Source organism: Arthrobacter sp. V1I7, assembly GCF_030817015.1.
Taxonomy (GTDB): domain Bacteria; phylum Actinomycetota; class Actinomycetes; order Actinomycetales; family Micrococcaceae; genus Arthrobacter.
The window spans coordinates 2644315-2666376 of record NZ_JAUSYS010000001.1; the positions used below are offsets into that span (position 1 = coordinate 2644315).

Consider the following 22062-nt stretch of genomic DNA (forward strand, 5'->3'; position numbering starts at 1 on the left):
TACAGGCACGAGCTGTTGGAGCAACATCCCATGGAATGACGTCACGGTTGGAGTTTGGAAGGCCACCTCAAAATTCAAGAATCCTGATTTCTGGATGGGCCTGACCCGGCCCGGCTACTCGGCTCAACACGGATATCGACCACAACCAAGGTCGACAAGACATGCCGCAGCTATCAGTCGTGGGCAGCATTTGCTCACAGCTTTCCTCCTGACCGCATCCCTGAAACACCATTTGGGATTGTTAGTTCTCCTGCAGGGTGCCCGAGCCGAAGAGGATCCGTACGCCGCGGTCCGTTAAGACCCTGGTTATCGGGCTCTATGGATCGTTCGACAAAGGCCTCATCGCTCTCAAAGCCTCGGCCTGTCCGGGACATCGTCGCAGGCCGTCAGATTTACTACGACATCGCCGGGGACGACTACTAAATCGACCCTACGACAAAACTCCCTGCAGCAGAGATGCGGGGTTTTCCTTTGATGAGGCCACCACCGCCCCCGGTATGTGAGATTATCCACACTCCCTTGGCGCGCGTGCTCATCCTTGGTCAGACTCGTGTGCAATCGATTGATTGTGTGCGGAACAAGCAGTGCACATTATCGGATGATGTCGGCAACGAGGCCGACACCCTTGAGCTGAGGAGTCCTAAATGTTTGGTTTGCTCGCTGGTGGACGGCGCATGGCAGCGCTGGCAATAGGCGCGACAGGGCTAATGATGCTGGGGGCGGGTTGCGCATGGCAGCCGACCCCCACTTCAGAGCTCGGTGCCGAGTTGACGAAAATAAAAGTGACGAACCCTTCGAACATGTCCAATGTTCCGCTGTACATCGGCATCAAGGAGGGATTCTTCGCCGAAGAAGGCCTCGAGATTGAGGCCGGAATCGACTTGGGCGCAGGCAGCACTGTGGAGGCTGTCATCGGCGGCCAGGTCGACATGGCCTGGGTCAACACCGGGGGGGCCCTAACTCCGTTTGGAGAGGGAATCGACATCAATCTGGTCGTCCTCACCGATCGTGGGACTCCCGGTAATCTTCAGGTAGTCGTGAAAGAGGATTCGCCGCTGAAAGAACTCGCTGATCTTCAAGGCAAAAAACTTGCAGTTCTATCCCCGTCTACGACATGTGTATGGCTCGTCAAGTCAGCCCTCGCCGCGCAGGGGCTTGATCCGGAGAGCGTCACCATGTCTGTCGTCTCGCCCCCGGAACACGCAATAGTGCTCGACACGGGTCAGGTTGATGCCACGTGTACGACAGACCCAACCAGGACCGCAATGGTCCAGGAATTGGGTGTGCGCTCGATCTTCGATCCGGCTAAGGAAGGAGTCGAAGCGCAACGAAGCTATCCCGTCGGTGGGTATGTCGTTTCCGGAAAGTACGCTGCCGAACACAAAGACGAGCTTCATGCCTTCCAGCGCGCACTCGCCAAATCGGCATCGTGGGCCAATGCGCACCCTGACGAGGTTCGCGCAACGCTCACCACCCTCGCCAGTGTCGATTCTGAGGTAGCGGCGGCTGTGACGCTCCCTGATTTTGTGGAGGAGGTTGGCGTTGCCGGGCTCGAATCGGAGATCCAAATGGTGGTCGACGCGACGTACGAGACCGGGATCTCGGAAACCAAAATCGATCAAAAGGGTTTCCTCTTTAACTAGCCCGGGTTCGCAGTTATGTCCCCAGCAACATCTCCTCCGGCCGCCGACAACGCTGGCGCGGGCGCAGTCAGTTAGAAGCCCTGGCCTCTGTCAGAAGGAGCGGGCAGGGACGAGTATGGGGGCTGGAACCTTCTCTTCAAGATGTCGTGGGTTGTCCCCAGACTTGATCCATTGGGGCGAGCCACATTTGAGGTTTGGAGGTTCCAGCCGTCCACGCTTTGATTCCGAGGCCCTGCAACTGACCTATGACCTCGCCGTCGAAACCGTCGCGGAAACCCTCGACCGGCGGAACGGCTCTCCAGCACCGGACCGCTTCCCCATGCCCTCTTGAGAGCATTCCGCTACATATCAGACAGGTATAGGGTCCGGGTAAGTAAAGCCGCGAGGCCGGCAGCAACAACCCTCGTGAGCAGCGCAGACCGAAGCAGCTTCACCATTTCTCCCAATGATTTGTTCCCTACGCACCCCACCCGACGACCTTTGCGGGGGGCTTGGCCGAGGCTACAGCTGTTTTGGGGCTTGTCTATAGGAACGCCTCCACCTTCGGTGAGGGGGAGGGAGGCGGAGACCGGCTATGATCTCTGGCATGCATGACACCGTGAAGTCGGCATTACCCATGCTCCTCTCCGCAGACCTATTGAAAGGTTTGCCGGAGTCGGTTGCCCGCGACTTCCTGAGTGTGCTCAACGTCGTGCGATTGCCCGCGCGTGGTGTCGTGTTCCGTGCGGGAGACCTTGGCGATCGAGTGTTCATTGTCATCAGCGGTAAGGTGAAGGTCACGCGTCCGAGTGATGATGGAAAAGACAACGTATTCACGATCGCCGGCCCCGGTGACCTGCTCGGGGAATTGTCGATTTTCGATGGAGCAGCCCGCCTCGCCACGGCTACTGCCATGCGTCCGACCCACGTCGGGTGGGTTGCCAACGCCGCAACGCGTGAGTGGCTTGAACGCCATCCCGAAGCTTCTCGCCGTTTCATGAGGATCCTGATAGACCGGATACGTCGGCAGAACGACGCGCTCGAAGACGTGTACGGGCTGGATGTGGGGACTCGTGTTGCCCGGGCGATTGTGCGACTGAGCGGGAGGTTCGGCCGCATTACGCAAGATGGCATACGCGTTGACCTCGGGATGAGCCAGGAGGAACTCGCCTTGCACGTACGTGCCTCAAGAGAGAGTGTCAACCAAGTGTTTTCCGTCTTCTCTCGCAATCAGTGGATCCGAAGGGACGGGAGCGAGCTCACGATCCTCGATGCACCTGCGCTTGCGAAGCGCACTCGCTATTCGGGCTCGGTTCTGCCCATCGGCGACGCGGGAGAGTCCTCATCGGAAGTGTGAAGTACTCGCATTTGAAATCCGTGGGAGGGCGTCCGCCGCCATCCGCCACCTGGCCGTTCGACATCGCACCTAAGAGGAGCGCATGTAACCCGTGGCGATGTCACCTCGCCGTCCTCTCCAGAGGCCGTATCAACGTCCTCTGGGCCATGCTCCACGAGCACATTATTTACCAGGAACCAATGCCAAGAATCAGCGCTCAAAGCTGCTTGACAGCAACATTGAGATTCCCAAGGCCCTGGCGCCAATCTGCCGAGCACTTCCGCAAGCCTCTCACGGATCATGACCGTGTCCGGGAAGCGCCTGGTCCGGTGCTCCTTCCGGCGGCGCGGCCGGTGACCTGTCCGTCCGCTGTGCAGGGCGACGGCCAAGTCCAGTCGTCCGCGCCCGTAGAGAGCCTGATAAACGGTTTCCGGGACGACCCGCATTTCGGGTTGTCCCGGGAAATCAGTGCGTAGACGGTTGCTGATCTGGCGGGGGGTCCAGCGCACCTGTTCGCGCACGAACTCCCGCAGCTGCGGGTTGCCGGCGATCTTCCCCCGTCCGCTGCCGGTTCCGTCTACGCTCCTCGCTGTGACGCCCATGAACGGCAGCTAGCAGAGGGTTCATGGATGTTCCGGTGGTTTTCCCTGCCCACGATCGACGGACTACGCCCGAGTTCCATGCGGCGCGGATGCTGCGCAAGGGCGGGCAAGAGGTCGGCCATCGTATCCGTTCCGACTGGGAGAGAAACCGGGCGGAGATAACGGCCGGCGTCTGATGCCAAATGGGAGCGTACATCTTGGCGTCGCCGGACTTCAGAACAACAGTGGCCGTGCCGCCATCGACAGTAGAAGAATGGCGCGGAAGTCCAGGTCAGTTGCGTCGCCGCCCCGGCACGGTCCGCAACAAACATCCGCCAACCAGGAATCAACCCCGCGGGGGTGCGGTGGATCCCCGGATCATGAGCGTTACGGGGAAGGTCAACTCCATCGCCCCGCGCCCCTCACCGTGTAACTGTCGGAGAAGTTGCCGGGCACTTTCAATGCCGAGTTGGCGCAGGGGCACCTGGACCGTAGTCAGCGGCGGGGAGAACTCGTCGGCGAACGGCATGTCATTGAACCCGACGATTGACATATCGCCCGGGCAAAGCAGACCGCGGGCACGCAAGGAACGCAGGGCCCCGAGAGCCATGAGGTCGTTGCCCGTTACCACGGCTGTCGGCCGCGACCGCGCCTCCGTGGAGGCGTCGAGAAGTGCGTCCATGATTTCTTGCCCTCCCTCCGGCGTTAGTGGCCCGCAATAGCTTGCGGTGACGGTCACCTCCGGATGTTGCCGGCACCACTCCTCGAATGCCGCGCGGCGCCCTGCCGTCGTAGATAGCCACTCAGGACCGTGAAGGTGGGCGATGCGGACGTGCCCGAGGGCTGCCAGGTGGTCGAGGGCTGCCCTCATTCCGCCGGTGTCGTCACCGTGTACTACCGGGAACGGACTCGACGCGGCCGCGCGGTTGACGAGCACGGCTCGAATTCCTTGCTCATGCAGACGATGGAACGACTCCCCCTCGTCCAATTGCGCCGTGGCTAGGATCAGCCCATCGACCCGCCGCTGCCGCAGAGACGCTAGGGCGGCCTCATAAGCGTCCTGACCCCCTTGGATGTCCGTCACCAGCGCCGTGTAGCCCGCCGGACGGAGGATCGAGTCTATTCCGCTGATGATCGGGGGGAAGATCGGGTTGAGGATGTCCGGGATTACCACGCCCACGGACATGGATTCATTGGTCCGCAGGCCTCGGGCCACGGCGTTGGGCACGTATCCAAGCTCGCGGGCAGCCCGCTGAACCCGACGGGTGGTTTCAGGGCTCAGCTTGACCTGCGTCCGTGGGTTTAAGGCACGGGAAACCGTTGATCTATGGACGCCGGCTACGCGGGCGACGTCGTCGATAGTGGCCGTCAAACGGCTCACCCCTCTCCCGCATGGTGCGGATCGACCTTCCGACTTCCCGATTCGCGACGCCGTCTAACAGCATAATAGGCCACGTTAGGCACCAGAGTGTTCAGCGCCAACTAGGAGCGCGCTGAACTAAGGGTTTTTGAGGGGCCTGCCCGGGCGTGCGGCGTCCGGACGGGCCCCTTCGTCGTGGCCGGCATCGCCCGGGAGCGATGTTTTCCGGTCGAGGGGCCGTTTCTGGGGGTAGTGGACGGCGGCCGGGTGGCCGTGAAGGGCGTGTGGAGGGGCACCCGTGGGCCCCGGGGGCCTATGCGGTGGCCCAGGCGCCGTCCCGGACGGTCAGCCCGAGGCTGAGAAGGCGTTTGAGGTTCACCGCGCCGGCCCGGAGCCGGAACCAGGCATCGTTTTTCGCCACGCCGAGGTAGCGCAGGCGCCGGTTGTTTCCGGCGGTGAGCCAGGCGATGGAGCGTTCGACCATGGGCCGGTGCTGTTTGTAGTCGGACTGGAAGTCCTCGTTCCGGGCTGCGGCGCGGTGGGTGCGCATCAGTTCGTGGTCGGGATGCAGTTCGATCTTGCGGCCGCTAGCCGCGGTCGTGCACCTGCCTTGCAGCGGGCACCCGCGGCAGGCGGCGCCGAAGGTGACGCGGCCCTTGGCCGTGATCCTGCGGCTGAGCCCGTTCGGGCAGGTCAGCGTCCCGGCGGCCTTGTCGTAGGCGAAGTCATCGATGGTGAATCCGCCCTCGATGGCCGCGGCCAGCGGTTTGGGTTTGACCAGGGCCCGGTGGCCGGCCGCGGCGAGGGCCTTGAGCATGTCCCCGGTGCCGTAGGCCGAATCACCGAGGGCGTCCACCTGCTGGCCGTTCTCCACGGTCGGGTCCGCGGCCAGCAGCCCGGCCCCGGCCTCGGCATCCGAGGAACCGGCACCGGCGGCCTTCGTCACCGCGGCGGCAGTCACGATCCCTGTCCCGGGCTCGTTGACGATGTGTGCCTTGTATCCGTCCCGCAGCGCCCTGCGGGTCTTGTGCGCGTGCCGCGCATCGGGGTCCACGATGGAGATCACCCGGTCCTTGACGGTTTTCCGGGCGATCTTCCACCGACCGTCCGTGCCGTCGGAGCCCTCGGCCGGTTCCACGTCCTGTCCGGCGACCAGCGCCAGCAGCGCATACGCTTCGGCGGCCTTCGGATCACCCTTGGCCTCCGGATCGTCCGGGTCCGCCGCGAACTGCTGCGGGTCCACCGCCGCCAGCAGCGCCAGCGCGTCGTTGACCAGGACGGAGACCAGTTCGTCCCGGGCCTGCGCGTCGTCCCAGGCGATGTCCGGTTTCCCGGCCCGGGTGTAGTCGTACCCGGTGGCGTGGGCCGCGATCAGGTCCTTGCCGCCGGGCACATCGCGGCCGAAGCGGCGCACGGCGGCGATCAGCTGCGTGACGGTGTCCTGCCGTGCGACCGCGTCATCCAGGACCGTCGAGTCAAGTGCCCTGCGGTTGCGGCCCTTGAGCACCCCGGTGGCGGTGACGACTTCGGTGACCGCGTCCATGATCCGGTGCGGGTCCGCACTTGCTGCCAAGCGCTTGCGCCAGTACACCAGCCTGGTCGGGTGGAACGCGGTATCCGTCAGCCCATACCCGCAGGCCGCCTTCCACCGCAGGTCATACGTCAACGCGTCCGCGGTCTCCCGGTCCGAAAGCCCGTGCAGGGCCTGCAGCACCAGCACCGAGCCGATCACCGACGCCGGCACCGAGGGCCGGCCCCGCTTCGACCCGAACAGGTCCTCCATCATCGAATCCGGGAACAGCCTGCCCCGGTGTTCGGCCAGGAACGCGAAAACGCTGCCCGGGGCCAACAGCTCCCCGGCCAGCGCTTCCACGTCCAACAGCGTCCGCTGTTCCCGCTCACGTCCTTGCATACCACCAGTCTTAATAACCAGCCCTGCAAGTCCAGCAGGCACGCCCTAAACTCTTCAGATTACGAACGAAGATTATTCAGCGCGCTCCTAGGCATTTTGTCTCGGCAAGTCGGAGGTACACAGCGCCAGTGAGTTGCTCCCCGCAAGATTAGGTCAGTCTGGACTACACCCCAACCTGACGTAAGGAGGCTAGGAGGAACGTGTGAGAGTAGAGCCTGTTCCCTACTTTGCTGACAGTGGCGCAAGAAGCTCATAGACCCAAACCGGACGCCGTGGGCTGTTATCTGTGATTCGTCAACTTGTCGCGACCGCTCTGGCGCCCCATAGTCGTCGGCACCGCGGACTGGAACAGACGGGAACCGTGCTGCCATCATTAGCAGTCAGGATTTCGGCTATGCGCAAGAAGCGTGCGATCCGAGGGCCAAAGCAGTACTCACGCATCAGCCGTACTCCCTCTGCGACGACACGAAAACATTCAGACCAACAGGCAACGAATGCCCTGCCGCACGACGCAAGGTAGAGCAGCGCACCACCATGCTCCGCCCGATCGACCACAGCTAATCTGCCCACCAACAGCCTCACACCTCTGGCATCCAAGGTCATCAGCGTGAGGACAGCACACGGATGGTCATGTCGGAACCGGGCCGCGGACTTATGAACCATCGTGACCCTCAAGAATTGCGAAGAGTGCGCGGCAGCCTTCGAGCCGTCCCGTAAGAGTCAGCGGTTTTGTTCAATCCGCTGCGGCAACAGGAAACGGGATCGTATACGTCGAGCTGCCCGCCGTCCTGCCATGGCGGTAGAGGCTGACGCCGGAGCCGTAGTTCCCAAGGACGAGCTGAAGGCACTGCAGCGAAGGCTTGCAACTAGGACAAGGATCTGCCAGCGCCGCGTCGAGATGCTCCAGTCCAAACTGCGCTCACAGTCCTGCGAGGTCGATCGACTCGAGGCAGAAAACGCCGAACAGCGTCGGAGCAACAATCTCCTGCAGTCGGAAATAGCTCGGCTAAAGCGTGCTCAGCGAACCAACGTGCAGGACCTCGCCCACATCGCTGCCTGGCTGGTCTCGCTGGCCAACGCCAAGGGCGTCGCTCTCGACTCCACGACGCTGAACATTCTCGACCGCCGCGGATGGCATCCATCCAAGCGCCAAGCAAGAGCGGCGCAGCCATGACGATGTCCATCGCACGACTCTCGGCACAATCCGGACTTCGCTACCTGTTCAAGACCACGATGATGGACGACCTCACCACTACTCCCCCGGACGCCTCCACCTACTACATGAAAGCCGGTACACCTGAGGGCCGATGGATCGGCAGCGGACTACAAGGGATCAACAGACGTGCCGGGGACGTCGTCACCGAAGCGGACGCGAAAGCCGTCTTCGATGCAGCTGTACATCCGGACACCAACGCCCCGCTGGGCCGACCTCACAGCCAACCCGCCGCTGTCGAAAAGAAAACCGGCCCGCACACCGTGAGGCACGCCGTCGTAGGTTTCGACCTGACCTTCAGCGTGCCGAAGTCAGTGTCAGTCCTCTGGGCACTCAGCCCTCGCAACGTGCAGGACAACATCCTCCGCACCCACCACGAGGCGGTGGAGGCAACCCTTGCCTGGTTGGAGGAGCAGGTCATCCACACTCGCGCAGGCCGAAACGGCGTCGCCCACGTGGGCACAAGGGGCGCCATCGCCGCCGCCTTCGACCACTGGGAATCCCGCACCGGCGACCCCCAGCTTCACACCCATCTCGTCATCGCCAACCGGATCCAGCGCATCACCGACGGCGCGTGGGTGACCCTCGACTCCCGCACGCTATACAAGGCTGCCGTGGCTGCCAGCGAACACTACAACGGTCTCTTATTCGACGCCCTTCACTGCCACCTCGGCAGCGACTCGGACATCCGCGTCCCCGTCGTCAATACGGGCAACCCCAGCCAGCAGCTCACCGGAATCGACGAGGACCTCATCCGCGAGTTCTCGAACCGGTCCCGGCTGATCAATCTGGAAACAGACCGCCTCGTCGCGGAGTGGACAAAGGAACACGGGCACCGGCCAAGCTCAGCAACGGTCATCAAGCTGCGCCAGCAAGCAACCCTGGCCACACGCGTCCCCAAGTCCGAGATTCCCACGCCCCTGCACGAGCTATCCAGGGCATGGAAGGCACGTGCGACCGCCAGAGGGTTCCCGCCGGACGACGTCATCGCGGCAACGATCAATCGCTCCAGAATTGCCCCTTTCGGCTTCACTGACTTCACCGCTGACTGGATCTCCGCCGTGGCAACCCTGACACGACAGCGGGTCGCTCACAAACGCTCAACCTGGAACCGCTGGAATCTCCTTGCGGAAGCCGAACGCGTCTGCGCCCACGTGCGTTGCAGCACCGCGGCGGCCAGGAGCGCACTCTTGGACGCCGTCGCCACCGCGGCCGAGCAGCAGTCCGTGCCTTTGAATGATTACCGGTACACCGTCCCTTCCCCCGCCGAGACAGACGTCCGGCACGGAACACGAAGCGTCTTCGACTTCCACGGATCGCGCCTCTACACCGATACGTCGACGCTCGCCTCCGAGGACGCGATTATGGCAGCAAGGAACGACGACGGCGGCCCAGCAATCCGCGCCGACGTCATCATGGATCTCCTTGACTATGTCCAACAACCCGAGAAGCGCATGCTTCACTCCGACCAGCGTGCCGCCGTTGCCGACGTGGTCCTGAGCGGCAACCGGCTCGACGCCATCGTGGGGCCAGCGGGCACGGGAAAGACGACAACCCTGAGTGCAGTGAAGGCAGTATGGGAAGCGGAGTACGGCGCCGGAAGCGTAGTCGGCCTCGCCCCGGCAGCTGCCAGCGCCGAAGTGCTGGGACGCGAGCTCGCTATGGCGGCGGAGAACGTCACGAAGTGGCTGCACGAATCGGCTGGCCAAGGGGCTAGTTCAAGGGCCGGACGCTTCTTCGACGTGCAGGCGCAATTGACCACGGCTCCTGTTGGCGAGCGCTGGAGCATCAAGTTAGCGCAGGAGGCTGCGCGGCTCGCTGCCATCCAGCAACGCTGGTGCTTCCATTCGAATCAGCTTGTCATCATCGATGAGGCTTCCATGGTCTCTACATTCCAACTTGCTGCGCTCGTGCAGCAGGCCCAGGAAGCGGGCGCGAAGATCCTCCTGGTGGGGGACCCCGGGCAGTTGGACGCCATCGACGCCGGCGGCGTGCTTGGTTGGCTGGACCGGAAGGGGAAGGCAACACGGCTGAGCACGATCTGGAGATTCCATGAGGAGTGGGAGCGCACAGCGTCGCTAAAGCTGCGGAAAGGTGACTATTCAGCCATCGCCGACTACGCGCACCATGGACGGATCCGGCACGGCACCTACCTCAATATGGCTGACCAGGCCTACCTCGCCTGGCAGGCAGATACTCGGGCAGGCAAGTCGTCCATCCTTATTGCCGCCGACAATGAAACGGTCGGCCTCCTCAACGAGCGCGCCCAGGCAGACCGCGTGGCGCAGGGTGAGGTGGATCCCGAGCAGACGGTGTTGCTCAGCGATGGCTTACGTGCCGGTTGCGGTGACGCCATCATCGCCCGGGGAAATGACCGGAAGCTAGTCGACAGCGGCGGTGCTTTCGTGCGGAATGGAACGCTGTTCGACGTCGAAGGCATCAGTCGGCGTCACGGCTCCCTGATCGCGCGGCGGCGGGACACAGGCGCGAGCGTCATACTCCCCCGGGCGTATCTAGGGACATCCGCCGAGCTGGGCTATGCAACAACGGCACACCGTTCCCAGGGCATTACGGTGGACACCGGCCACACGGTAGTCACTCAGGGCAGGCTCACCCGCGAGCTGCTGTATGTCAGTATGACCCGTGGCCGCTCTGGCAACTTCGCCTATGTCAGCGAAGGTGACGACGCCGACCATGCTGCCGTCGATCCATCCCTGCAACTCTCATGGCAGGGCATCCTTGGCGAGGTGCTGGCGGCTGAAGGTTCCGAGCGGACCGCCCACGAGGTGCGCGACGCGGAGCGCAGGAAGTCGGATAGCCTCGAGCGGCTCTACGCGGAGTATGACTATCTCGCGCAGATCGCTGCAGGGCTGGATCTTAGGCAGCATTTGGACGAACATGCCCGTGACGCCTCGCAGGAATTCGAACGGTCTCCGTCGTGGGGCGCAGCTGTCGCGGCATGGCGGAAAGCCACAGCCATCAGCCGGCAGGGTACCGAGCGCATGCTTATCCAGTTCTGCCAGGAAACTAGCAGTGCCAATGATCGCTGCGCTGTCCTGAGCATGCGCTTACGCCGGTTCGTGAAAGGACGGACGACGGCGGTTGAGGAACCTCTGGTTGAAAGGCTCACCATTCCGCGCCCTGATTTAGCGGCGATGATTCAGCAGGTCAGGGGACGCATCTCACAAAGGACGGAGACCGTGAGCATGGCAGCGCTGACAGAAGATCCTGAGTGGAAACGTGCTTTGCTCGAAGCCGTCGGAGATAGCACCAGCGGCGAAACGTGGCAGTTGGTCCGCGATGTGGCCATCTTTCGCGACAGGTGGGCCCTGCCGGATTCTCCCCTGCCCCTGGGCCCGGATCCGGCGGATTACGAATGGGAACAACGGGGCCAGCGTGAACGAATCAATGCAGCAATCAACAATGCTCATCGCCGTTGCACCGCTCAACTAGATGAATCAACCGTGGATTCAGCCCTCTCTCAGCAAGTCGTCCTTACAAGTGCCGGCTGGCAGCTCTAATCTGTTAAAGAGGTAATGCGAATGGTCGTCAATCCGGCGGTAAGACCCAAGGTAGCGACAACCGGACTAGTGATAGCCAGCGCGGTTGTCTTCATCGTCTTTGCCCTCTCATTCATAGCCTTGACTGCAACGGAACTTCTTCTCGTCGTGAAGATCATCGTTGGCAGCGTGTTGCTATCGACTGTTCTAGTGCTGGCGCTGTTATGGGGGAAAAGGTCCGCTCGACGGCGTACCTGGCTGGCTAACGCAGCACAAAGATGGCGATCCTTCAACAACGCCAAGCTGGCCAGCGGGACCACGGCAGAAGTGACCCTCCTCAGCGTGGACGCGGTGCAACCCACCGGCGCGTGGGTCACCATCATGTGGAACCGCTTCAACCACGTTCAGCAAGCCTGGATAGAAGCACTACCTGAACCAGTATGGCGGCTCTGACGTGCGAAAACACTGTGCCCGAGGTGGGACTCGAACCCACACACCTTTCGATACCGCATTTTGAGTGCGGCGCGTCTGCCAATTCCGCCACTCGGGCGCGGAGTACACCTTGTAACAATCAGCCTGCCCCAGTGCTGTGAGCAACGCGATCGCTTCCAGTGCGCGAAATTACTCTACATGCAGATAGGCTGAATTCCAGAATCGCGCCAGTGACGCCGCATCGAACCCAACCCGGTCCCAGTGCACCACGGGTCTAAACCTATGATGGTCTAGTTCCCGCCGTACCTTTCCAAGGAGTTCCCGTGTCAGAACAGACGGAGTCAACCCCCACTTCCAAGCCGGCGCGCCGCGTAGTCGTCGCCGAGGATGAGACCCTCATCCGCCTGGACATCATCGAGATCCTGCGGGGCGAGGGCTACGACGTCGTCGGCGAGGCGGACAACGGCGAGAAGGCCGTGCAGCTTGCCGAGGAACTGAAGCCGGACCTCGTCCTGATGGACGTCAAGATGCCCGTCATGGACGGCATCTCCGCCGCCGAGAAGATCGTCAAGGCCCGGATCGCCCCGGTGGTCCTGCTCACCGCCTTCAGCCAGAAGGAACTCGTCGAGCGCGCCCGCGACGCCGGCGCCATGGCCTACGTCGTCAAGCCCTTCACCCCGGCGGACCTCATTCCCGCCCTCGAGATCGCCCTGTCCCGGCACGAGGAGATCAAGGCCCTCGAGAGCGAGGTGACGGACCTGCAGGAGCAGTTCGCCACCCGCAAGCTTGTGGAGCGCGCCAAGAGCCTGCTGACCACCAAGATGGGCCTGACGGAGCCGGAAGCGTTCCGCTGGATCCAGAAGACCTCGATGGACCGCCGCCTCAGCATGCGCGAGGTTGCCGAGACCATCATCAACCAGGTCAACTGACCCGGTCGGTAAGAAACAAAGCAAAAGGGAGGGCCCCCACCGCGTGAACCGCGGCGGGGACCCTCCCTTCCTGCATGAACCTAAAGAACTAGCCCTGGTTGTTCTTCTTCTTCTTTTCCGGCCACGGGCCGAGCTTGTCCCTGGTAACCGCGGCTTCCCCGGTGCTGCCGAAGTCGGCGAGGTCGCCGACCTTGTGCACCTTCAGCATGTTCGTGGAACCGGCTTTTCCGGGAGGCGAACCGGCGGCAATGACCACCAGATCGCCGTCCTCCACTACGTCGAGTTCGAGCAGGCTGCGGTCCACCTGGGCGGTCATCTCGTCGGTGTGGCCTGCCATCGGGACCAGCACCGGCTGGATGCCCCACGTCAGGGCGAGCTGGTTCCAGACGTGCTCCACCGGGGTGAACGCAAAGACCGGACGGATCGGGCGCAGCCGGGAAAGGCGGCGGGCGGAGTCACCGGACTGGGTGAAGGTACAGATGTACTTCGCATCCAGCTGGTCGGCGATCTCGACGGCGGCCCGGGTGATGGCCCCGCCCCGGGTCTTGGGCTTGGTGCCCAGCGGGGGGACGCGTTCCAGGCCGTGGACCTCAGTGGATTCGATGATCCGGGCCATGGTCTTCACGGTCTCGATCGGGAACTTGCCCACGCTGGTCTCGCCGGAGAGCATGACGGCGTCCGCGCCGTCGAGCACGGCGTTGGCGCAGTCGGAAGCCTCGGCGCGGGTCGGGCGCGGGTTGTCGATCATCGACTCAAGCACCTGGGTGGCCACGATGACCGGCTTGGCCCAGCGGCGCGCCAGTTCGATGGCGCGCTTCTGCACGATCGGCACTTCCTCGAGGGGAAGTTCCACACCGAGGTCGCCACGGGCCACCATGATGGCGTCGAACGCGTCGATGATCTCATGAAGCTGCTCTACGGCCTGCGGCTTCTCGATCTTGGCGATCACCGGCACACGGCGGCCTTCTTCGTCCATGATCTCGTGGACCCGCTTGATGTCCGAGGCGTCGCGGACGAAGGAGAGGGCAACCATGTCCACGCCGCGGCGCATGGCCCAGCGCAGATCGCCCTCGTCTTTTTCGCTCAGCGCCGGGACGTTGACCGCAACGCCGGGCAGGTTGATGCCCTTGTTGTTCGAAACGTACCCGCCGACGATCACCTGGGCGACCACCTTGACGTCGTCGACGTCGATCGCGCGGAGCGCCACCTTGCCGTCGTCGATCAGCAGCGCGTCGCCGGGGTTGACGTCGTCGGTGAGGCTCTTCAGCGTCGTGGAGGCGATCTCCTTGGTGCCCGGAACATCCTCGGTGGTGATGGTGAACGTGTCACCGACCGCCAGCAGGTGCGGCCCGTCGACGAAGCGGCCGAGGCGGATCTTCGGCCCCTGCAGGTCCGCCATGATCGCGACGGGCTTCCCGAGCTGGCCTGCGGCCTTGCGGACGTTCTCGTACGTGGTGTCGTGCACGGCGTAGTCGCCGTGGCTCATGTTCATGCGGGCCACGTCGACGCCGGCTTCCAGCACGGCGAGCGTGTTCTCGAAGCTTGCGATTGCCGGTCCGAAGGTGGCCACTATTTTAGCGCGTCTCATATACCTACCCTAGTAGTCGATTTGCATGGATGAAGTTGTTGCCGGAGGGATCAGTCGGGGACGTCCGGACCCGGCGTTCGGACCGAGTGCCGGGCTAGAGGACGGCCATGGCCCGGTCGGTCGGGGCCACGGGGGCCGGAAGGATGGTGCTGCCCATCAGGAACTTGTCCACCGCGGCCGCGCAGGCGCGTCCCTCGGCGATGGCCCAGACGATCAGCGACTGTCCGCGGCCGGCGTCTCCGGCGACGAAGACGCCTTCCGTGTTGGTCATGTAGTAGCCGTCCCGGGCCACGTTGCCGCGGCCGTCGAACTCGGCCCTGACCTGCTCGGTGATCCCGGCGGGCTCTGCGCCGGTGAAACCGAGGGACAAAAAGACCAGGTCTGCGGGGATGATCCGCTCGGTGCCGGCCTTCGGGAGGCGCTTGCCGTCGACGAACTCGGTCTCGGCCACCTTCACGCCGGTCAGCTTGCCGTTCTCCCCCACGAACTCGACGGTGGAGACGAGGTAGGTGCGTTCGCCGCCTTCCTCGTGCGCGCTGGCAACCTCGAACAGCGTCGGGAACGTCGGCCAGGGCTGGTGGCCGGCGCGCTCCGCGGGGGGCTGCTTGCCGATCGCCAGGGTGGTCACCGAAGCGGCCTGGTGGCGGTGCGCGGTGCCGAGGCAGTCCGCGCCGGTGTCGCCGCCGCCGAGGATGACGACGTGCTTGCCGGCGGCGTTGATTTGGTTCTCGACCGTCTCCCCCGCCACAACACGGTTGGCCGGGACGAGGTAGTCCATGGCGAAGTGGACGCCTTCAAGATCACGGCCAGGGATCGGCAGGTTCCGCGGAACGGTGGCGCCGGTGGCAACCACGACGGCGTCGTACCGGCGTCGCAGCTGCTCCCAGGTCACGTCGGTGCCGACGGCGACGCCGGTCCGGAAGCGGGTGCCCTCGGCCTTCATCTGCTCGAGGCGGCGGTCGACCTGCTCTTTTTCCATCTTGAAGTCGGGGATTCCGTAACGCAGGAGCCCGCCGATCTTGTCGTCTCGTTCATAGACGGCAACCGTGTGGCCCACCCGGGTCAGCTGCTGCGCGACGGCCAGTCCGGCGGGGCCGGAGCCGACGACGGCGACCGTCTTGCCGGTGAGGCGGTGCGGCGGCAGCGGGTTGACCCAGCCGTTTTCGAAGGCCTGGTCGATAATCGACACCTCGACCTGCTTGATGGTCACGGCCGGCTGGTTGATGCCCAGCACGCAGGACGCCTCGCAGGGGGCGGGGCACAGCCGGCCGGTGAACTCGGGGAAGTTGTTGGTGGCGTGCAGCCGCTCGATCGCTTCCTCCCCCTTGTCCCGCCAGACCAGATCGTTCCACTCGGGAATGAGGTTCCCGAGCGGGCAGCCCTGATGGCAGAACGGAATGCCGCAATCCATGCAGCGGCCTGCCTGGGCCTTCAGGACACCCTTTTCCTGGGCTTCGTAAACCTCTTTCCAGTCCATGATGCGGACCGGAACGGGACGGCGTGGCTGGGTTTCACGCTGGCGTACTTTCAGAAATCCGCGTGGATCAGCCACCGGTCACCTCCAGGATTCGAGACCAAACTTCTTCGCCGTCGGGGTCAAGGCCCTCTTCGATGGCGTCAAGACGGGTTTGCAGTACGGCCGCGTAATCGCGCGGCAGCACCTTGGTTATGCGGGCTGCGGTGTCATCAAAGTTCTCCAGCAGACGGGCCGCGAGCAGCGACTCCGTTTCCTCGAGGTGCTTGACGAGCAGCCCGTGGACGATGTCGCGGTCCTCGGCGTCCAGTTCGCGCAGCTGCAGTTCCCCGGACTCCAGGGCCTGCTTGTTGACGCGGGTGGTCAGCAGATCCAGTACGAAGGCGGTGCCGCCGGACATGCCGGCGCCGAAGTTGCGTCCGGTGCGCCCGATGATGAGCGCCTGGCCGCCGGTCATGTATTCGCAGCCGTGGTCGCCGATTCCTTCGACCACCGCGGTGGCGCCGGAGTTGCGGACCATGAAGCGTTCGCCCACCTGGCCGCGCAGGAACAGCTCTCCGCTGGTGGCGCCGTAGCCGATCACATTGCCGGCGATGACATTGCGTTCCGCCGGGAAGACGTTGGTGCGGTCCGGGCGGACAATGATCCGTCCGCCGGAGAGTCCCTTGCCGACGTAGTCGTTGGAGTCGCCGTACATGCGCAGCGTGATGCCAGCCGGCAGGAACGCCCCGAGCGACTGGCCGGCGGTGCCGGTCAGCGTGATGTCGATGGTGTCGGGCGCCAGCACATCGGTGCTGAAGGTCTTCGTGACCACGTGGCCCAGCATGGTGCCCACGGAACGGTCCGTGTTGATCACATCGACGGCGATCTTCACCGGGGTGCGGTCGCTGAGCGCCTCGGCGGCCATCGCGATCAGGCGCTGGTCGAAGTGCTTGTCCAGCTCGTGGTTCTGGCCGGTCAGGTTGCGCAGCGGCGCGTCGTCGTCGAACTCCAGGCCGTGCAGGATCGGATCCAGGTCCAGCCCTTCGGCCTTCCAGTGGTTGATCGCCTCACGGGTGTCGAGCATTTCGGCGTGGCCGATCGCTTCCTCGATGCTGCGGAAGCCCAGCTCCGCCAGGATCTCGCGGACTTCCTCGGCGAGGAATTCGAAGAAGTTGACCACGAATTCGGGCTTGCCGTTGAAGCGGGACCGGAGCTCCGGGTTCTGCGTCGCGACGCCCACCGGGCAGGTGTCCAGGTGGCAGACGCGCATCATGATGCAGCCGGAGACCACCAGCGGAGCGGTGGCGAAGCCGAACTCCTCGCCGCCCAGCAGCGCGGCGATGACGACGTCGCGGCCGGTCTTGAGCTGGCCGTCGACCTGCACCACGACGCGGTCGCGCAGGCCGTTGAGCATCAGGGTCTGCTGCGTCTCGGCGAGACCCAGCTCCCACGGGACACCGGCGTGCTTGAGCGAGTTCAGCGGCGAGGCGCCGGTACCGCCGTCGTGGCCGGAAACCAGCACGACGTCGGCCTTCGCCTTCGTGACGCCGGCGGCAACCGTGCCGATTCCCACCTCGGAGACGAGCTTGACGTGCACCCGGGCCGAAGGATTCGCGCGCTTGGCATCATAGATCAGCTGCGCAAGGTCCTCGATCGAGTAGATGTCGTGGTGCGGGGGCGGGGAGATCAGCCCGACGCCGGGCGTCGAGTGCCGCGTCCGGGCCACCCAGGGGTAGACCTTCTGCGCCATCAACTGGCCGCCTTCGCCGGGCTTGGCACCCTGCGCCATCTTGATCTGGATGTCGTCCGCGTTGGTCAGGTACAGGCTCGTGACGCCGAAGCGGCCGGAGGCGATCTGCTTGACCGCGGAGCGGCGCTTGGGATCCAGCAGCCGGTCCACGTCCTCGCCGCCTTCACCGGTGTTGGACTTGCCGCCGAGCTGGTTCATCGCAATCGCGAGGGTTTCGTGCGCCTCCTGGGAGATGGAGCCATAGCTCATGGCGCCGGTGGAGAAGCGCTTGACGATGCTGGCGACGGACTCCACTTCTTCAAGCGGAACCGCGGGACGAAGCCCGGCCTTGAACTTCAGCAGCCCGCGCAGGGTCATCAGGTTCTGCGACTGGTCATCGACGCCGCGGGTGTAGGCCTTGAAGATGTCGTAGCGCCGCTCACGGGTAGCGTGCTGCAGCCGGAAGACGGTCTCCGGGTTGAACAGGTGCGGCTCGCCGTCGCGGCGCCACTGGTACTCGCCGCCGCCGAGCAGCGGCTGGTGCGGCTTCTCGATCCCGTTTTCGGGGTACGCCATCTGGTGGCGGGCAGCGACTTCGGCGGCGATGACGCCGAGTCCGACGCCGCCGAGCTGGGAGTGCGTGCCGGCGAAGTACTCGTCCACCAGGTCCTGGCCCAGGCCGAGAGCCTCGAAGGTCTGCGCGCCGGTGTAGGAGGCGACGGTGGAGATGCCCATCTTGGACATGATCTTCAGGACGCCCTTGCCGAGGCCCTTGATCAGGTTGTACACGCCGTCCTGCGGGGTGACCCCGACGACGTCGCCGGAGGTGATCAGCTGTTCCACCGATTCCATGGCCAGGTAGGGGTTCACGGCCGAGGCGCCGTAACCGATCAGGACGGCCACGTGGTGGGTTTCGCGGACGTCGCCTGCCTCGACCACGAGCGCGGTCTTGGTGCGGTTGGCGCTGCGCAGCAGGTGGTGGTGCACGGCGCTGACCAGCAGCAGGGACGGGATCGGAGCCCACTGGGCGTTTGAGTCACGGTCCGAGAGCACGACGTACTGGACGCCGCGGTTGATGGCGCCGGAAACCTGCTCGCAGATTTCCGTCAGCCGGGCGCGGAGCGCGTTCTCGCCGCCTTCGGGGCGGTAGAGGCCGCGGACCTTCATGGCGACCTTGTCGCCGTCGGCGTTCTCGATGTTCGCGATCTTGGCGAGCTGGTCGTTGTTGATCACGGGGAACGGCAGCGAGACCTGCGGCTGGCGGACCTGCTTGGTGTCCAGCAGGTTGCCGTTGGGACCGATAGCGCAGGTCAGCGAGGTCACCAGCTCTTCGCGGATGGCATCCAGCGGCGGGTTGGTGACCTGGGCGAAGGACTGCACGAAGTAGTCGAACAGCAGCCGCGGGCGCTTGGACAGCACGGCCACGGGCGTGTCCGATCCCATGGCGCCCAGCGGCTCGGCTCCGGTGCGGGCCATCGGGCCCAGCAGGATCTTCAGTTCCTCGGTGGTGTAGCCGAAGGTCCGCTGGCGGATGTTGACCGAGGCCGCGGTGTGCACGACGTGCTCGCGTTCCGGCAGGTCCTCGAGGTCGATCAGGTTGTCCTTGAGCCATTCGGTCCACGGGTTGGCCGCGGCCACCTCTGCCTTGACCTCGGCGTCGTCGATGATCCGGCCGGCCTCGGTGTCCACCAGGAACATTTTGCCCGGCGAGACGCGGCCCTTCTTGACGACCTTGGAGGGTTCGACGTCGATCACACCGACCTCGGAGGCGAAGACGACCAGGCCGTCTTCGGTGATCCAGTACCGGCCCGGGCGCAGCCCGTTGCGGTCAAGGGTGGCGCCGACGAGGTTGCCGTCGGTGAAGGAAACGGCTGCGGGGCCGTCCCACGGTTCCATCAGCAGGGAGTGGTACTCGTAGAAGGCCCGGCGGGCCGGGTCCATCGTGGCGTGGTTTTCCCACGCCTCGGGGATCATCATCATGATCGAGTGCGTGATGGGGCGTCCGGAGAGCCACAGCAGTTCCGCGACCTCGTCGAAGGATGCAGAGTCCGAGGCACCCGGGGTGCAGATCGGGTACAGCTCCTCGGGCGATTCCCCCAGCAGCGGATTGGCCAGCTGGGACTGCCGGGCGCGCATCCAGTTGCGGTTGCCCTTGACCGTGTTGATCTCACCGTTGTGCGCGATGGTGCGGAACGGCTGGGCCAGTGGCCAGGACGGGAACGTGTTGGTGGAGAAGCGCGAGTGGACGATGGCGAGCTTGGTCTTGAAGCGCTTGTCCGACAGGTCCGGGTAGAACGGCTCCAGCTGGGCGGTGGTCAGCATGCCCTTGTAGACGATCGTCCGCGAGGAGAGCGACGGGAAGTACACGCCGAACTTGTTCTGTGCGCGCTTGCGGATCCGCCAGGCGCGGGAGTCCAGTTCGTTGCGCTCCAGGACTTCCCCGGTGCTGGAGGCAAAGAACGGCTGCGAGAAGTAGGGCATGCAGGCCCGGGCCATGGCGCCGACGAGGTCGGCGACGATCGGGACTTCGCGCCAGCCGAGGACGGTCAGGCCCTCGTCGGCCGCGAGGCCTTCGATCCCGGCCTTGGCGGCATCGGCTTCGCGCTGCTCGGCGGGAAGGAAGGCGGTGCCCACCACGTACTGTCCGGGGGCGGGGAGTTCGAATTCGGTGACCGCTCGGAGGAACTCATCGGGCACCTGCATGAGCAGGCCGGCGCCGTCGCCGGTACCTTCATCGGCGCCGACGGCGCCGCGGTGCTCGAGGTTGCGCAGGGCGGTGAGGGCGGCATCGACGATGTCGTAGCCAGGTTCCCCGCGGAGGGTCGCGATGATGGCCAGTCCGCAGGCGTCCTTCTCCTGCTCCGGGTTGTACAGTCCGGCGGCTTCCGGCAGTGCCGCGAACCGCTTGAACGGAGACATGGCGGCGGCCGACTGATCGGACTCGGACCAACTGGGGCTGTGCAGGGTTTGGGTCATGGGAGACGTCCTTCCTCCTGATCGTGCGTATGGGAGGGACAACATTGGCCCGAATCGGTGCGCCGGCGTGACGGGCACAACAAAGAGTTTCTTACTGGAATTGTAGGTCAGCCGGGCGTCCTGTACGAACAAAATTACGCGGGCTGCTGACCCGGGATTGCGCGGACGGCTACAGTCCGCAGCATTCCCTGCTGCCACGACGCTGTGGATACGGGCCCGGCGAGCGGTGGCTCTGCGGCCCGGTTTGCCGTTGCTGGGCTACTTGCTACCGCCAGCTTCCGGCGCGGATCCGGCGGCGTGGTGGCCGGGTGCTCCGGCCGCCGGTGCTCCACTGGCGGGCGCGGTGCCGCCGGTGGGTTCCTTTGATGCTTCAGCTGGGGCAGAGGCATCTCCTGGACCGCTTTGGTTATCAGGGAGATTACCACGCGATTCACTATCTGAGACAGCGGCGTCCGAATGGCGGATACCTCCGGCGGGCGCCGGAACGGTCGCCGGTTCCTTGGTGCCGGCCCCGTCGGCCGCGGGCTCGCGTCCCGGCAGGTAGGGGGTGTCGGCGTCTGCGGGCTTACGCAGTCCCAGCACGATGAAGGCGGCCAGCGCCACCAGCAGGACGAAGATGCTGGTCCACACGTTGAGCCTGGCGGTGATCCCGAAGAGGTTGATCTGCTCGGCGTCGTCGATCCGCATCGCCTCGATCCACACCCGGCCGAGGGTGTAGTAGATCGCGTAGAGCCAGAACAGGCGCCCACGGCGGAAGTTGAAGCGCCGATCCAGCACCAGCAGGATGGCCACGCCGGCCAGGTTCCAGAGCGACTCGTACAGGAACGTCGGGTGGAAAAGCGTTTCGGCCGGCATGCCGGGCGGGAAGTTCGGGTTGTCGGCGTCGATCTGCAGTCCCCACGGCATTGTCGTGGGGCCGCCGAAGAGCTCCTGGTTGAAATAGTTGCCCCAGCGGCCGATGGCCTGGGCCAGCAGCAGCCCCGGCGCCGCGGCGTCGAGGAACGCCGTCAATTTGACGCCGGCCCGGCGGCAGCCGATCCAGGCGCCCACCGCCCCGAGCAGCACCGCGCCCCAGATACCCAGGCCGCCGCGCTGGATCTGCGGGATCAACGAGAGGTCACCGGTGCCGTCAAAGCCCGGGCCGAAGTACGCGTCCGGGGAGGACACCACATGGTAGAGCCGGCCGCCGATGATGCCGAAGGGAATCGCCCAGATGGCAATGTCCCAGACGCTGCCCTCCGGGGCTCCCCGCCTCGCCCAGCGGACCGAGGTCAGCCAGAGCCCGACGATGATGCCGGCCAGGATGCACAGCGCGTAAGCGTGGATGCGCAGCGACCCCCACGGCAGCGGGATGTCGAATCCGGACCAGTCCGGACTCGGAATGCTCGCGGGAACCATCGCCGCCATGTGGAGGACTGACTGCATTGC

Annotated in this window: 12 protein-coding genes and 1 tRNA gene; 6 read left to right on the forward strand and 7 right to left on the reverse strand. The window is 64.6% G+C overall.

Features of this window, described 5'->3' with window-relative positions; all coding sequences use genetic code 11:
* Positions 1-644: 644 nt before the first annotated feature.
* The gene (locus tag QFZ69_RS12220; RefSeq protein ID WP_306918499.1) at positions 645-1643 is read left to right on the forward strand and encodes an ABC transporter substrate-binding protein; all 999 of its coding nucleotides are present in this window, start codon (positions 645-647) and stop codon (positions 1641-1643) included.
* 586 nt (positions 1644-2229) lie between these two features.
* Positions 2230-2979: a Crp/Fnr family transcriptional regulator gene (locus QFZ69_RS12225; protein ID WP_306918501.1), complete on the forward strand. Its 750-nt coding sequence runs from the start codon at positions 2230-2232 to the stop codon at positions 2977-2979.
* Positions 2980-3885: 906 nt separating this feature from the next.
* On the opposite strand, the gene QFZ69_RS12230 is transcribed toward QFZ69_RS12225, so the two are convergent.
* Both QFZ69_RS12230 and QFZ69_RS12235 read right to left on the reverse strand, forming a co-directional pair.
* Entirely contained in the window at positions 3886-4920 is a 1035-nt protein-coding gene (locus QFZ69_RS12230; RefSeq protein WP_306918503.1) for a LacI family DNA-binding transcriptional regulator, read from the reverse strand.
* A gap of 292 nt (positions 4921-5212) precedes the next feature.
* Complete coding sequence (locus QFZ69_RS12235; protein ID WP_306918505.1) at positions 5213-6811, reverse strand: IS1182 family transposase; 1599 nt, start codon at positions 6809-6811, stop codon at positions 5213-5215.
* A 793-nt stretch (positions 6812-7604) separates the two neighbouring features.
* Here QFZ69_RS12235 and QFZ69_RS12240 point away from each other — a divergent pair.
* Genes QFZ69_RS12240 through QFZ69_RS12250 form a run of 3 tightly spaced genes read left to right on the forward strand, consistent with a single transcriptional unit; the run spans position 7605 to position 11977 of the window.
* Positions 7605-7985: a hypothetical protein gene (locus tag QFZ69_RS12240; RefSeq protein ID WP_306918507.1), complete on the forward strand. Its 381-nt coding sequence runs from the start codon at positions 7605-7607 to the stop codon at positions 7983-7985.
* Complete coding sequence (mobF, locus tag QFZ69_RS12245) at positions 7982-11545, forward strand: MobF family relaxase (protein WP_307000151.1); 3564 nt, start codon at positions 7982-7984, stop codon at positions 11543-11545. The genes QFZ69_RS12240 and mobF overlap by 4 nt, the downstream gene beginning before the upstream one ends.
* A gap of 21 nt (positions 11546-11566) precedes the next feature.
* Positions 11567-11977: a hypothetical protein gene (locus tag QFZ69_RS12250; RefSeq protein WP_306918511.1), complete on the forward strand. Its 411-nt coding sequence runs from the start codon at positions 11567-11569 to the stop codon at positions 11975-11977.
* A gap of 15 nt (positions 11978-11992) precedes the next feature.
* On the opposite strand, the gene QFZ69_RS12255 is transcribed toward QFZ69_RS12250, so the two are convergent.
* Positions 11993-12074, reverse strand: a tRNA-Leu gene (locus QFZ69_RS12255).
* Between the two features lie 205 nt (positions 12075-12279).
* Between QFZ69_RS12255 and QFZ69_RS12260 the strand changes: the two genes are divergently transcribed.
* Positions 12280-12885 (forward strand): ANTAR domain-containing response regulator, encoded by a 606-nt coding sequence (locus tag QFZ69_RS12260; protein WP_306918512.1) that lies wholly within the window; start codon positions 12280-12282, stop codon positions 12883-12885.
* Between the two features lie 88 nt (positions 12886-12973).
* Here the strand turns inward: QFZ69_RS12260 and pyk are convergent, their stop codons facing one another.
* From pyk to lgt, 4 genes are all read right to left on the reverse strand, one after another.
* Positions 12974-14473, reverse strand: a complete 1500-nt coding sequence (pyk, locus tag QFZ69_RS12265) for a pyruvate kinase (RefSeq protein WP_306918514.1) — start codon at positions 14471-14473, stop codon at positions 12974-12976.
* Positions 14474-14567: 94 nt separating this feature from the next.
* Complete coding sequence (locus QFZ69_RS12270) at positions 14568-16025, reverse strand: glutamate synthase subunit beta (RefSeq protein ID WP_306918516.1); 1458 nt, start codon at positions 16023-16025, stop codon at positions 14568-14570.
* Complete coding sequence (gltB, locus tag QFZ69_RS12275) at positions 16018-20634, reverse strand: glutamate synthase large subunit (RefSeq protein ID WP_306918518.1); 4617 nt, start codon at positions 20632-20634, stop codon at positions 16018-16020. Before gltB ends, QFZ69_RS12270 begins: the two co-directional genes overlap by 8 nt.
* Positions 20635-20892: 258 nt before the next feature.
* Positions 20893-22059, reverse strand: coding sequence for a prolipoprotein diacylglyceryl transferase (gene lgt / locus QFZ69_RS12280; protein WP_306918520.1), 1167 nt, complete (start codon positions 22057-22059; stop codon positions 20893-20895).
* Positions 22060-22062 lie beyond the last annotated feature (3 nt).

Bases quoted from the DNA above. Each gene is read 5' to 3' on its own strand.
- gltB (WP_306918518.1), bottom strand. From the start codon at position 20,634: ATGACCCAAACCCTGCACAGCCCCAGTTGGTCCGAGTCCGATCAGTCG.
- mobF (WP_307000151.1), top strand. From the start codon at position 7,982: ATGACGATGTCCATCGCACGACTCTCGGCACAATCCGGACTTCGCTAC.
- QFZ69_RS12225 (WP_306918501.1), top strand. From the start codon at position 2,230: ATGCATGACACCGTGAAGTCGGCATTACCCATGCTCCTCTCCGCAGAC.
- pyk (WP_306918514.1), bottom strand. From the start codon at position 14,473: ATGAGACGCGCTAAAATAGTGGCCACCTTCGGACCGGCAATCGCAAGC.
- QFZ69_RS12235 (WP_306918505.1), bottom strand. From the start codon at position 6,811: ATGCAAGGACGTGAGCGGGAACAGCGGACGCTGTTGGACGTGGAAGCG.
- QFZ69_RS12250 (WP_306918511.1), top strand. From the start codon at position 11,567: ATGGTCGTCAATCCGGCGGTAAGACCCAAGGTAGCGACAACCGGACTA.
- QFZ69_RS12240 (WP_306918507.1), top strand. From the start codon at position 7,605: ATGGCGGTAGAGGCTGACGCCGGAGCCGTAGTTCCCAAGGACGAGCTG.
- lgt (WP_306918520.1), bottom strand. From the start codon at position 22,059: ATGCAGTCAGTCCTCCACATGGCGGCGATGGTTCCCGCGAGCATTCCG.
- QFZ69_RS12220 (WP_306918499.1), top strand. From the start codon at position 645: ATGTTTGGTTTGCTCGCTGGTGGACGGCGCATGGCAGCGCTGGCAATA.